Genomic DNA, 11,980 nt, shown 5'->3' with positions numbered 1-11,980 from the left:
CCTACCCCTTTGCGGGATATCGGCCGCCGATCAACGCATGCCGCACTGGATGTCCAGGGTCAGGGCATTGAGATAAGGGTTTTCCACCACGTGACGGACCAGCGCGGCGAACTCCTGCGGCTGCCCCATGCGCCGGGGAAACAGCAGGCTGTTGACGATGCTTTCGGACACTTTGGCCGGCATGCCTGCCGACATGCCCGACTCGAACAGCCCCGGTGCCAGGCTGAGCACCCGGATGCCGTGCTCGGCCAGATCCCGTGCGATGGGCAGCGTCATGCCGATGACCCCGGCCTTGCTGGCGCTGTAGGCGGCCTGTCCCATCTGCCCTTCCCGCGCGGCACCGGATGCGGTGTTGACGATGACGCCCCGCTCCCCGGACTCTTCCGGTTCGTTGGCGGTCATCGCCAGGGCGGCGTGACGGATCACGTTGAAGGTGCCGGTGAGGTTGACGGCCAATACGCGGTGCCACAGGTCGGAGGGGAACAACTGTCCTTTGGAGAGGGTTTTGCTCGGCCCGAGGATCCCCGCGCAATTGACCGCCACGTGGAGTGCACCGAAGCGCTCCATCACCTGGTCGATGCCGGCTTTCACGCTGGCCTCATTGGCGACGTCGACGGCGATGCCCAGGATCTCGCTGCCCAGGGCCGTGTCGAGGCGCGCCTGGTCAAGGTCCAGCCCCACCACCCGCGCCCCCGCGTCGCTCAGTGCCCGGCACGTGGCAAGCCCAAGTCCCGACGCCGCGCCGGTAACGACGACGACTTTGTCTTTCAGATTCATGAGGGTTCCCCGTTTAGCGTCCATTGAAAATGTTCGGGGATCTTAGGAAACAAGACCGATCGTCCGTCCCTCCCTTTGCGGGGGGAGGCGACCGGCAGCGGATGGATGCGGCTCGCCGACAGGCGGAGAAACAGGCACGAACGTACCTGCTTGACGGGGGTGGGCAAGATTAGCTAGCGTCGCCGGCGACCTGAGCCGTCGTTCGAAATGGCTACCGCGGATAATAAATTGACAATAAATAGCGCTAGACACTTGGTTTCCACCAAGTTTTCGCCCCCCCGCATCGGCACCAAGCATGTACCCCGCAATAATCTGCTGGTGCAGCTCGGCCGGATGCATCACTGCCGGCTGGCGCTGATCACGGGCGCCGCAGGCTATGGCAAGACCACCCTGCTGGCCCAGTGGCGTCATGCCCGGCTGAAGGCAGGTGCGGAAGTCGCCTGGGTTTCCCTGACGCCGGACGAAAAAGGCTACGCCGCCTTCTGCGCGGCGCTGCTCGAAGGCCTGCGGCGCCTGAACATCGAAGTGGGCATCAGCCTGTTGCGCGACGACAGCAACGCCAGTGCCATGGACGCTACCGTGGCGGCCATCGTCGATGGCGCTGCGATGCAGGCAAAGGAACTCTATCTGATCCTCGATGATTACCATCAAGTCGAGGCACCGCTGGCCCATAGGCTGATCCAGAAACTGCTCGATCATTGCCCCGGCAACCTGCACCTGGTGCTCGCCTCGCGGGTCAACCCGCCGCTGAGCCTGTCACGGCTCAGGGTCATGGACCAGGTGACCGAGATCGAGAGCGTGGAGCTGCCCTTCGACCTCGCCGAAACGCGCACCTTCATCGAAGAGAACCTGGGCCCCAACAAGGTCAACCCTGACGAACTGAGCCTGATCCAGGACCTCACCAGCGGCTGGCCATCGTGCCTGCAACTGATCGTCATCATGCTCAAGAACCGCCCTGAAACCCGCACCATTCTCCACGACCTGGTCTGGCGCTCCAGTGACCTGCAGACCTATCTGAGCGAAGAGGTGGTGGCGCACCTGCCAGCGGAGCTTGTGACGTTCACCGAAGCGCTTTCGGTCTTTCGCCGCTTCAACGCCTCGATGGCCATGGCCGTGACAGGCAACGCCGACGCGGCCGAGCTGGTCAAGCGCATGGAGGACGAGAACCTGCTGGTCTACCCGGTGGACGCCGATGACCGGCTGGCCTGGTACCGCTTCCATCCGTTGTTCAGCGAATTCCTCGCCAATCGCCTGGCACGCCAGGGCAGCGAAAAGGTACGCGAGCTGCATCGCAAAGGCGCCCGTTGGTTCGCCAACCACAACTGCCTGAGCGAAGCCGTGCGTCACGCCAGCCTCGGTGAAGATATCGAATTTGCGACCCAGGTGATCGAACGTTCCGCGCCAACCACCTGGAACCTGGACTACCTCGCACCGACCCTGCGCCTGCTCGAACGGTTGCCCGAAGAGGTGTTGTTCCGTCATCACCGCCTGTTGTTCCTGGCCTGCCTGACGGTGTCCCTCACTTCGCGCCCGGCGCGGGCCAGAGCCTGGTTGAGCGAGCTGGAAGCCGTCGACCTCAAGGCGTACCCGGAGCTGGCCAATGGTCTGCCACTGATCCGCGGCGCCATCGCCGTGCAGGACGATGACACCGAGCGCGCCGTGCAGCTGCTGGAGCCGGTGCGTGATGCGCCGATGGAAAACCCCTTCCTGCGCTATGTATTGCTGGCCGCCCTGACCGTCGCGTACTCCATGGCGGGGCGCTACGCCGATGCCCGGCGCCTGTTCGACACTCACCCTATCCCCCCGCAAGACCGCAGCAACGACATGGCACTGGTGGCAGAGTCCGCCCAGGTGACCGCCTACATGCTGGCCGGGGATGTGCGCGAAGCCGAGCGACTGGGCTGCGAACTGCTTGAGCGCTCGACCCGCGAGGGTGGCCATCGCTCGATTTGCGCCAACCTGTGCGCCGGTATCCTCACCGACGCGTTCTATGAGCAAGACCGTATCGACGACGCCCGGGAGATGATCGCCAATCGCTTCGGCTTGCTGCATTCATCGGTCCCGGATGTCATCACCCGCACCAACCTCATCCGTTGCCGCCTCGACCTGCTGCAGAAAGGGCCCGACGCCGCATTGGCCTTCATTCAGCAACAGATCGCACATCTACGTTGCCTGGGGCAAATCCGCCCGGTGGCCCACCTACTGGGCGAGCAGATCAGGGTCCTGTTGATCAAGGGCAACCGTAGCCGCACCGCCGAACTGCTGGCTGCGCTGGAGGAACTGGTACAGACCCATCGCCGCGAGCACGGTGCCCGTGCAGAGTTGCCGGCGATTGCGGCACTGGCACGCGCGCGGGTGCTGCGCAATGAAGACCCCGAGCGAGCCCTGGAAGCGCTGCAGGCCGTACGCAGCTTCGCCGAACACTTCGACCGGGGCCGCCTCGGCATACTCGCCGGCCTGTTGAGCGCCGACCTTCTGGAGGCACTCAAGCGCCATGAAGAAGCCCAGCAGCTGCTCACCCGCACCCTCGACACCGCACGGGAGTTCGGCCTGGTGCGAACCCTGCTGGACGAAGGTGGCCTGACCCTGGCGCTGCTCTCGCGCCTGGCCCAGCAGCCCACCTTGGAAGCGCCCCTGCGCGAGTACGTGGAGATGTTGCTCGGCAAGCTCACCGACCCCTGCTCACCCACGGCCGTCTCACCCCGACCGCGCCGCACGGCAACGCCCGACCGCCAGCCAGTGCTGACCCCGCGTGAGTTGGAAATCCTCAGCCTGGTCGCCCAGGCCATGTCGAGCAAACGCATTGCCCATACCCTGGACATTACCCTGGAAACGGTGAAGTGGAACCTGCGCAACATCTTCGCCAAGCTCGGCGTTTCCAGCCGCTATGACGCCATGGTCTGGGCCCGCAACCACAAACTGATCGACTGAACCCGTTACCCTCCCGAAGTGGGGGGCGGCTTCAGACCGCCCCCCACTCTAAGCTGCGAGTCCTGATTCTTTGCACGGGACATCCGCCATGAGCCAGCCTCGCACGCTACTCCATACCCGCCATGTCACCTGTACAGCCTACCTTCGCGATGACGGCATGCTCGAGGTGGAGGGTGAAATGCGCGATATCACCCCCGAGGACACTGACCTGCTGTTTCGCGCCGCCCACGCCGGCGACGACATCCATCACATGCAGATCACCCTGACCCTCGACCGCGACCTGGTCATCCAGCATGTCCAGGCACGCACCCTCGCCGGCCCCACGCCGTACTGCCAGGAAATCGCATCGGCCTACCAGGCGTTGGAGCAGCTGCGCATCGGGCCAGGGTTCCTGCCCAAGGTAAAGGCCAAGGTAGGCGGCATCCACGGCTGCACCCACCTGACGGAAATGTTCGGCCCCATGGCCACCACGGCCTATCAGGCGAACTTCGCCCTGGCGCGCAAGTACAACCCGCTGCGCGCACGCCTGGCCAGTGGTCGGCCACTGCCACGGTCCCCACTGGTCGACACTTGCCACACCTACCGACTCGATGGAGACGCCATCAAGGTCCTCTGGCCGGAGGACCGTCGCGAGCGAGCGTGCGCAGACATCCAGCAAAAGTGATACGCACCCATCCCCACCCAACAGGAGGCCTGAATCCATGGGCAGAGCTTTACCGAGCGAGCGCAGCGCGTACCGTTACTTTCGCGACATCACCACCCGCTGGATGGATAACGATGTCTACGCGCACGTTAACAACGTCGTCTACTACAGCTGGTTCGACACCGTCGTGAATGGCTGGCTGCTGGAAAACGAGCTGCTGGACTTCGTCCAGAGCCCGACGATCGGCCTGGTGGTGGAAACCCGCTGCAGCTACTTCTCGTCCATTGCCTTCCCGGACCTGGTGCGTGCCGGCCTACGGGTGACACACCTGGGCACCTCCAGCGTGACCTACGAAGTCGGCTTGTTCGCCAACGACCGCCAGGAGGCCTCTGCACAGGGCCACTTCGTGCACGTCTATGTCGACCGCTCGACGCGCCGCCCTTTGTCGCTGCCTGCCCATTTGCGCCAGGCGCTGGAGACAGGCCTGGTCACGCCATGACGGAGCCTGCCTGGCGCGCTACCGCGCCAGGACAGGTCAGGCGTTCGCTTAGATCTGGCTCGCCAGTTCCGGCACGGCTTCGAACAGATCAGCCACCAGGCCGTAGTCGGCCACCTGGAAGATCGGCGCCTCCTCGTCCTTGTTGATCGCGACGATCACCTTGGAGTCCTTCATCCCGGCCAGGTGCTGGATCGCGCCGGAGATACCGACGGCGATGTACAGCTGCGGCGCAACGATCTTGCCGGTCTGGCCGACCTGCATGTCGTTGGGCACGAAGCCTGCGTCGACGGCGGCGCGGGACGCACCGACAGCGGCATCGAGCTTGTCGGCCAGGCTATACAGGTGCTTGAAGTTGTCACCGTTGCCCATGCCACGCCCGCCGGAGACGACGATCCTGGCAGCGGTCAGTTCAGGGCGATCGGACTTGGCCAGCGCCTCGCCGATGAAGCGCGACTTGCCCGCGTCGAATACCGAGCCGATCGCTTCGACCACCGCCGAACCGCCTTCGCCGGCCACGGCATCGAATCCAGTGGCACGCACGGTGATGACCTTGACCGCAGCACTGGACTGCACCGTGGCGATGGCGTTGCCGGCATAGATCGGGCGCGTGAAGGTGTCGGCGGACTCGACCGAGATGATCTCGGAGATCTGGTCGACGTCCAATAGCGCGGCAACGCGCGGCAGGATGTTCTTGCCATTGCTGGTAGCCGGGGCCAGCACATGGCTGTAGCCCTTTTCCCCGCTCTGGGAAACCAGGGCAGTCACCAGGGGGGCGACATTCTCTGGCAGGGCGTGGGCGTAGGCCGCATTGTCCGCGACCAGCACCTTGGCAACGCCAGCGATCCTGGCGGCGGACTCGGCGATGCCCGCGACATTCTGGCCGGCGACCAGCAGGTGAATCTCACCGCCGATCTTGGCGGCCGCGGCGACAGTGTTCAGGGTGGCCAGGGCTACGGCACCGACTTCAGGACCTTGTAGAAGGTCAGCGACAACCAGGACAGTCATTCAGATCACCTTTGCTTCGTTCTTCAGTTTCTCGACCAGTTCGGCCACCGACTTGACCTTGATACCCGCGCTGCGTGCAGCCGGCGCTTCGACTTTCACGGTCTTGTTGGTGGAAGCGAGCGATACCCCCAACGCGTCTGCCGTCACAGTCTCCAGCGGCTTCTTCTTGGCCTTCATGATGTTCGGCAGCGACGCGTAGCGTGGCTCGTTCAGGCGCAGGTCGGTGGTGACGATCGCCGGCAGGTTCAGCGCGACGGTCTGCAGGCCGCCATCGATTTCACGGGTGACGTTCAGCGTGTCGCCGGCAACGATGACCTTGGAGGCGAAGGTGCCTTGGGCGAAGCCGGTCAGCGCGGCCAGCATCTGGCCGGTCTGGTTGTTGTCACTGTCGATGGCCTGCTTGCCGAGGATGACCAGTTGCGGCTGCTCTTTATCGACAACAGCCTTGAGCGCCTTGGCCACGGCCAGGGCGTTCAGCTCATCGGCGGCTTCGACCAGGATGGCGCGATCAGCCCCCAGGGCCAGCGCGGTACGCAGCTGCTCCTGGACGCCGGCTGGGCCGACGCTCACTACCACCACCTCAGTGGCAATGCCTTGCTCCTTCAGCCGTACGGCCTCCTCAACGGCAATTTCGCAGAAAGGGTTGAGGGCCATTTTCACATTGGCAAGGTCGACGCCGGAGTTATCGGCCTTTACGCGCACCTTGACGTTGAAATCGACCACGCGTTTAACCGCTGTCATTACTTTCATCCACTCCTCCTGTTGCCGTGCCGGCAATTGCAGTTGATTGCAGTTGGCAAGGTAGACACGCGGATACCTGACCCTCGCCTCTACTAACGGGAGGGGTTGGCGCCGCCGCCCCGGGATGCCACCCCATGCACCTTCCTCGTCCCCTCCGTTTGGGGAGGGGACGCCCACCGTTTCGACCTGCAGCATCAACCCGCCCAGGCAAGGTGCGGACGGGCAAGTGCCTCGCGCTTGTGCCCGATAGACCGCGGCTGGCCCTTAAAACAACAAGCACAATCAGGAGCCCGGCATGACCCAGACAGCGTCCCCGAACGACAACCGGATGTACCTCAAGATCAGTTGGCGCATCATGCCGCTGCTGCTGGCGGCCTACGTCGTGGCCTTTCTCGACCGGATCAACGTGGGCTATGCCCAGTTGCAGATGAAACAGACCCTAGAGTTCAGCGACGCCGTTTATGCATTGGGCGCGGGCATCTTCTTCATCGGCTATCTGCTGTTCGAGATCCCCAGCAACCTCATGCTGGAAAGGATCGGGGTGCGTCGGACACTGCTGCGCATCATGGTCTGCTGGGGGACGGTGGCCATGCTGATGATGCTCGTGCAGTCACCCACCCAGTTCTACGTGCTGCGCTTTCTGCTGGGGGCGTTCGAAGCCGGCTTCATGCCGGGTGTGCTGCTTTACCTCACCTACTGGTACCCGCCCGCCAGGCGTGCCCGGATGATCGCCATCTTCATGCTCGGTGCCATTGCTGCGAGCATGATTGCAGGCCCTTTGTCGGGTGGGATCATGAAGTTCTTCGATGGGCTCAATGACTGGCATGGCTGGCAGTGGCTGTTTCTGGTGCAGGGCTTGCCCGCACCGCTTCTGGGCCTGCTTGCCTGGTTCTGCCTGGTGGATCGCCCCGAGCACGCCGCCTGGCTCAGCGAGCAGGAAAAAGCGCGACTGCGGGGCTTGTTCGATGCCGAACGCCAGTCTGCCACCAAGGCCGATCACGGCTCGCTGCTCGACCTGTTGCGCGACCCCAAGGTCTGGATGCTCTCCCTGGCCTATCTGCTGATGGTGGCGGGCACCTACGCCATCGTCTTCTGGACACCGACCTTGATCAGGAGCTGGGGCGTCTCGGACCTGTTTCACATTGGCCTTTACGCATCGCTGCCGCAGCTTTGCGCAATGCTGGGCATCGTCCTGATCTGCCGCAGCTCCGACCGCAACCGCGAACGGCGCTGGCACTTCACCGCTGGCGCATTGACGGCGGCCAGTGGCCTGGCCGTGCTGATCCTGGCACAAGGGCAACTGGGCATTTCGCTGGCAGGCCTGTGCCTGACGGTGCTGGGAATCGCCGCGGTGCCACCGATCTTCTTCACAATGGTGTCCGAATACCTGCCCAAGGCCTCCCTGGCGGTCGGTATCGCGCTGGTGAGCAGCATCGGCAATATCGGCGGAGCCGTCAGCCCTTCGCTCACCAGCGCCCTCAACACCGCCAGCGGGGATACCGACCACAGCATGTACCTGGTGATGGGCCTGTACCTGCTCGCAGCGGTGATCATCCTGATGGTCATCCGCCCCCAGGCTGCCACGCTCCAGCGCCCGGTCACCGAGCGCTAATCGCTGAATGTGAGAAATCGCCGCGCCTCTCACGCGACCGCACGTCGACGTGAGCAGGTGGGCGGTCTGAAGGAGGGGAAAATTGAAAACAAAAAGGGCGACCCTTGCGGGTCGCCCTTCTCGTGCCCGGAGAACCGGGGCTTTTGTTTGGTAGGCACAATTGGACTCGAACCAACGACCCCCACCATGTCAAGGTGGTGCTCTAACCAACTGAGCTATGTGCCTGTCGTGTGGTGCGCATTCTACGGATTATCAAACCGCTGTCAACACTTTTTTTCGCGCTAACTCACTGAATCTTAAACTCTTTATAAGGAAGCCATGGCAAGCACCCAGTAAAGGATTTTTAACGGGACGACTAGCGGGTGTTTATTATTATTGATAGCATCGGTACATTCGTTAAAAATATAAAACACGAGGTTTCTCGAGCATGTCCAATACCCCCTACCCCCAGTCCTACTACGCCGCCTCGGCTAACCCGGTGCCGCCACGTCCGGCGCTGCAGGGTGAGGTGGAAACCGATGTGTGCATCATCGGTGCCGGCTACACCGGCCTTTCCAGCGCGCTGTTCCTGCTGGAGAACGGCTTCAAGGTGAGCATCGTCGAAGCCGCCAAGGTCGGTTTTGGCGCGTCGGGCCGCAACGGTGGCCAGATCGTCAACAGCTACAGCCGTGACATCGACGTCATCGAACGCACCGTTGGCCCTAAAGAGGCACAACTGCTGGGCCACATGGCCTTCGAAGGCGGCCGCATCATCCGTGAGCGCGTGGCCAAGTACAACATCCAGTGCGACCTGAAGGACGGCGGTGTTTTCGCCGCGCTGACCAGCAAGCAGATGGGCCACCTGGAATCGCAAAAACGCCTGTGGGAACGCTTCGGCCACACCCAGCTGGAGCTGATGGACCAGAAGCGCATCCGCGAAGTGGTCGCCTGCGACAGCTACATCGGCGGCATGCTGGACATGAGCGGCGGCCACATCCACCCACTGAACCTGGCCCTGGGCGAAGCCGCCGCGGTCGAGTCGCTGGGCGGTATCATCTATGAGCAGACCCCGGCCGTGCGCATCGAGCGTGGCGCCAACCCTGTCGTGCACACCCCGCAGGGCAAGGTACGCGCCAAGTTCGTCATCGTCGCCGGCAACGCCTACCTGGGCAACCTGGTGCCTGAACTGGCCGCCAAGTCGATGCCATGCGGCACCCAGGTGATCACCACCGAGCCGCTGGGCGAAGAACTGGCTCGCACCCTGCTGCCGCAGGACTACTGTGTCGAAGACTGCAACTACCTGCTCGACTACTACCGCCTGACCAGCGACAAGCGCCTGATCTTCGGCGGTGGCGTGGTCTACGGTGCCCGCGACCCGGCCAACATCGAAGCGATCATTCGTCCGAAGATGCTCAAGGCCTTCCCGCAGCTGAAGAACGTCAAGATCGACTACGCCTGGACCGGCAACTTCCTGCTGACCCTGTCGCGCCTGCCGCAAGTAGGCCGTATCGGCGACAACATCTACTACTCGCAGGGTTGCTCGGGTCACGGCGTGACCTACACCCACCTGGCGGGCAAGGTGCTGGCCGAAGCGCTGCGTGGCCAGGCCGAGCGTTTCGACGCCTTCGCCGGTCTGCCGCACTATCCGTTCCCGGGTGGCCAGATGCTGCGTGTTCCGTTCAGCGCCATCGGTGCCTGGTACTACAGCCTGCGCGACCGTCTGGGCTTCTGATCCAGGCCATGGCCTGATCGCCGGCAAGCCGGCTCCCACATCTCTTGTGGGAGCCGGCTTGCCGGCGATAGGGCCAGTAATACCCCCGCTACTTACCCAGGCTGCTCACCGCCTGCTTCGCCGCAATCTCCTGCCCTGCCCGAGCCAGTTCATCGGCAGCCTGCAGCCAGCGCTGGCGGTCCACCTGCGCCGGCAGTTGCCGTGGCGGCTGCACCAGCACGGCCCAACTCCCCTCCTTCGCCCAAGCCGAGGCAAAGTCATCGAAGGCCATCAACTGCCGCCGATGCATGCCTGAGCGCAGCAGCACCCGCTGCTTGTAGCTGTCATAGCCGATCAGCAGCGCATAGCGCGGCTCGCTCCACAACACCGTACCGTCCTGGTAGCGCAGCAGCACTGGGTTGCCCGCCGCCACCTGGATCAGCAAGGCATCCAGCCGTTGATCGAGTGGGTAGACCACCATGCCGTACTCCCGCGCGACGCGGGGAATTCCGGTAGCCAGTGACTCGGCACCCTGAGGCAGGTTCAATGGCTTGTCCAGCAGCCCCGGCGTGATTGGCGCGCCCTGCTGCGAGAGCAATGCCGCCAATGCCATGGCACCGCTGTGGTTGGCATTACCGCGGTAGAACGGCACGCTGCTGATCTCGACCCGTTGCGGCAGGCCTTTGAGCCCGGCCGGTGGGGTACTGGCACAGCCGGCCAGGCTACCGGCCACCAGACAGGCCAACAGCAGCCGGCGTGGGCCGCTGAGCCAGGGTTTGAAGGAATGGTGCTCCATGAACGCTCGCTTGTTCTTGCGCCAGGCAGGCAGCCCGGCTCTGGTTACGGATCATAGGGCGCCGCGCTGCGCCGGTATAGCCCGCAGCGGGCTAGTAGCGAATCGGACCAAGCAGCAGACGTTCGGTCAATGGAACGTCCAGGCCGGCAAGCTAGACTAAGGCTGTGTCTGGAGGGCGAACCGTGGGTTGGCCCGAGAGAAGGAGGTACACATGAGCCTGACAATGGCAATCCTCATGCTGGTGGGTATGTGGCTGAGCGTCGCAGCCGCCATGCTGTGGGGTGTAATGCGTATCGTTCGGCGTCATTCGCAGCACCACCTGCCACCGCAGGCCCCGACCAAGCCACAGGCAGCACGGCGGCATGCCGGGGTGCATTGAGCTTCGAATTCGTTAAAGCCCTTCGCCGGCAAGCCGGCTCCCACAGGTACTCCACTGATTTCAAATGCAGTGGGGTACCTGTGGGAGCCGGCTTGCCGGCGAAAGGGGCGCAGCGCGCCCCCGAGTCCTGCATCAGCCTTCGGCCGCCTCACGCTTGAGCCGTGCCCGGCGCGCCAGGATGTTGAGTATTTCGATCACTGTCGAGAACGCCATCGCCGCATACACATAGCCCTTCGGCACATGGGCACCGAAACCTTCGGCGATCAGCGTCATGCCGATCATGATCAGGAAGCCCAGGGCCAGCATGACCACGGTCGGGTTGTCATTGATGAAGTTGGCCAGCGGGTCGGCGGCCACCATCATCACGATCACGGCGGTGATCACGGCGATGATCATGATCGGCAGGTGCTCGGTCATGCCCACGGCGGTGATGATGCTGTCGACCGAGAACACGATGTCCAGCAGCAGGATCTGGAAGATCGCCGCGGCAAAGCCCAGAGTGACCGTGGACGACACCTTGGCCTCCTCCTTGGCACCGTGCGGGTCGACGTTTTCGTGAATTTCCTTGGTCGCCTTCCACAGCAGGAACAGACCACCGGCGATCAGGATCACATCCTTCCAGGAGAAGGCGTTACCGAACACTTCGAACACCGGGTCGGTCAACTGCACGATCCAGGCTACCGTGCTGAGCAGTGCCAGGCGCATCACCAGGGCCATGCTGATACCGATACGCCGTGCCTTGGAGCGGTACTCCACGGGCAGCTTGTTGGTCAGGATCGAGATGAAGATCAGGTTATCGATACCCAGTACCACTTCCATGGCCACCAGCGTGGCGAGGGCGACCCAGGCGGTAGGGCTTGCGGCGAGTTCCAGCAAATATTCCATGTTTCAATCCTGCAAACGGTTC

11 protein-coding genes and 1 tRNA gene are annotated in these 11,980 nt (G+C 63.4%); 6 read left to right on the top strand and 6 right to left on the bottom strand.

What is annotated here, in order from left to right; genetic code table 11:
• Positions 1–30: 30 nt before the first annotated feature.
• Positions 31–777 carry an SDR family NAD(P)-dependent oxidoreductase gene (locus ACIPZB_RS21410; protein WP_400642529.1) on the bottom strand — a complete coding sequence of 249 codons (747 nt, stop codon included), beginning with the start codon at positions 775–777 and terminating at the stop codon, positions 31–33.
• A 333-nt stretch (positions 778–1,110) separates the two neighbouring features.
• Here ACIPZB_RS21410 and ACIPZB_RS21405 point away from each other — a divergent pair, with 333 nt between their 5' ends.
• From ACIPZB_RS21405 to ACIPZB_RS21395, 3 genes are all read left to right on the top strand, one after another.
• Positions 1,111–3,708 (top strand): LuxR C-terminal-related transcriptional regulator, encoded by a 2,598-nt coding sequence (locus ACIPZB_RS21405; protein ID WP_400642528.1) that lies wholly within the window; start codon positions 1,111–1,113, stop codon positions 3,706–3,708.
• Between the two features lie 88 nt (positions 3,709–3,796).
• Positions 3,797–4,372, top strand: coding sequence for a DUF2889 domain-containing protein (locus ACIPZB_RS21400; RefSeq protein WP_400642527.1), 576 nt, complete (start codon positions 3,797–3,799; stop codon positions 4,370–4,372).
• Between the two features lie 37 nt (positions 4,373–4,409).
• Positions 4,410–4,850 (top strand): acyl-CoA thioesterase, encoded by a 441-nt coding sequence (locus tag ACIPZB_RS21395; protein WP_400642526.1) that lies wholly within the window; start codon positions 4,410–4,412, stop codon positions 4,848–4,850.
• Between the two features lie 48 nt (positions 4,851–4,898).
• Here ACIPZB_RS21395 and ACIPZB_RS21390 read toward each other — a convergent pair whose 3' ends face one another.
• Together ACIPZB_RS21390 and ACIPZB_RS21385 are read right to left on the bottom strand one after the other, a co-directional pair.
• Positions 4,899–5,855 (bottom strand): electron transfer flavoprotein subunit alpha/FixB family protein, encoded by a 957-nt coding sequence (locus ACIPZB_RS21390; RefSeq protein WP_400642525.1) that lies wholly within the window; start codon positions 5,853–5,855, stop codon positions 4,899–4,901.
• The gene (locus tag ACIPZB_RS21385) at positions 5,856–6,605 is read right to left on the bottom strand and encodes an electron transfer flavoprotein subunit beta/FixA family protein (protein ID WP_400642524.1); all 750 of its coding nucleotides are present in this window, start codon (positions 6,603–6,605) and stop codon (positions 5,856–5,858) included.
• Between the two features lie 286 nt (positions 6,606–6,891).
• Between ACIPZB_RS21385 and ACIPZB_RS21380 the strand changes: the two genes are divergently transcribed.
• A complete protein-coding gene (locus ACIPZB_RS21380) occupies positions 6,892–8,208 on the top strand; it encodes an MFS transporter (RefSeq protein WP_400642523.1) in 1,317 nt (438 codons plus the stop codon).
• A gap of 148 nt (positions 8,209–8,356) precedes the next feature.
• On the opposite strand, the gene ACIPZB_RS21375 is transcribed toward ACIPZB_RS21380, so the two are convergent.
• Positions 8,357–8,433 (bottom strand) — tRNA-Val (locus ACIPZB_RS21375).
• A gap of 202 nt (positions 8,434–8,635) precedes the next feature.
• Between ACIPZB_RS21375 and ACIPZB_RS21370 the strand changes: the two genes are divergently transcribed.
• A complete protein-coding gene (locus ACIPZB_RS21370; protein ID WP_400642522.1) occupies positions 8,636–9,919 on the top strand; it encodes an NAD(P)/FAD-dependent oxidoreductase in 1,284 nt (427 codons plus the stop codon).
• A gap of 88 nt (positions 9,920–10,007) precedes the next feature.
• On the opposite strand, the gene ACIPZB_RS21365 is transcribed toward ACIPZB_RS21370, so the two are convergent.
• The gene (locus ACIPZB_RS21365; protein ID WP_400642521.1) at positions 10,008–10,694 is read right to left on the bottom strand and encodes a peptidase C39 family protein; all 687 of its coding nucleotides are present in this window, start codon (positions 10,692–10,694) and stop codon (positions 10,008–10,010) included.
• A gap of 211 nt (positions 10,695–10,905) precedes the next feature.
• Here ACIPZB_RS21365 and ACIPZB_RS21360 point away from each other — a divergent pair, with 211 nt between their 5' ends.
• Complete coding sequence (locus ACIPZB_RS21360; RefSeq protein ID WP_400642520.1) at positions 10,906–11,073, top strand: hypothetical protein; 168 nt, start codon at positions 10,906–10,908, stop codon at positions 11,071–11,073.
• A gap of 132 nt (positions 11,074–11,205) precedes the next feature.
• On the opposite strand, the gene ACIPZB_RS21355 is transcribed toward ACIPZB_RS21360, so the two are convergent.
• The gene (locus ACIPZB_RS21355) at positions 11,206–11,958 is read right to left on the bottom strand and encodes a TerC family protein (RefSeq protein WP_016391529.1); all 753 of its coding nucleotides are present in this window, start codon (positions 11,956–11,958) and stop codon (positions 11,206–11,208) included.
• Positions 11,959–11,980: the final 22 nt, after the last annotated feature.

This window comes from Pseudomonas sp. NPDC089396, assembly GCF_044749545.1.
Taxonomy (GTDB): Bacteria; Pseudomonadota; Gammaproteobacteria; order Pseudomonadales; family Pseudomonadaceae; genus Aquipseudomonas.
Note: the sequence above shows the minus strand (reverse complement) of the source record. Positions and strands in the feature narration are given on the sequence as shown.

Coding starts and splice junctions, on each gene's coding strand:
- ACIPZB_RS21410 (WP_400642529.1), bottom strand. CDS start 777: ATGAATCTGAAAGACAAAGTCGTCGTCGTTACCGGCGCGGCGTCGGGA.
- ACIPZB_RS21405 (WP_400642528.1), top strand. CDS start 1,111: ATGCATCACTGCCGGCTGGCGCTGATCACGGGCGCCGCAGGCTATGGC.
- ACIPZB_RS21400 (WP_400642527.1), top strand. CDS start 3,797: ATGAGCCAGCCTCGCACGCTACTCCATACCCGCCATGTCACCTGTACA.
- ACIPZB_RS21395 (WP_400642526.1), top strand. CDS start 4,410: ATGGGCAGAGCTTTACCGAGCGAGCGCAGCGCGTACCGTTACTTTCGC.
- ACIPZB_RS21390 (WP_400642525.1), bottom strand. CDS start 5,855: ATGACTGTCCTGGTTGTCGCTGACCTTCTACAAGGTCCTGAAGTCGGT.
- ACIPZB_RS21385 (WP_400642524.1), bottom strand. CDS start 6,605: ATGAAAGTAATGACAGCGGTTAAACGCGTGGTCGATTTCAACGTCAAG.
- ACIPZB_RS21380 (WP_400642523.1), top strand. CDS start 6,892: ATGACCCAGACAGCGTCCCCGAACGACAACCGGATGTACCTCAAGATC.
- ACIPZB_RS21370 (WP_400642522.1), top strand. CDS start 8,636: ATGTCCAATACCCCCTACCCCCAGTCCTACTACGCCGCCTCGGCTAAC.
- ACIPZB_RS21365 (WP_400642521.1), bottom strand. CDS start 10,694: ATGGAGCACCATTCCTTCAAACCCTGGCTCAGCGGCCCACGCCGGCTG.
- ACIPZB_RS21360 (WP_400642520.1), top strand. CDS start 10,906: ATGAGCCTGACAATGGCAATCCTCATGCTGGTGGGTATGTGGCTGAGC.
- ACIPZB_RS21355 (WP_016391529.1), bottom strand. CDS start 11,958: ATGGAATATTTGCTGGAACTCGCCGCAAGCCCTACCGCCTGGGTCGCC.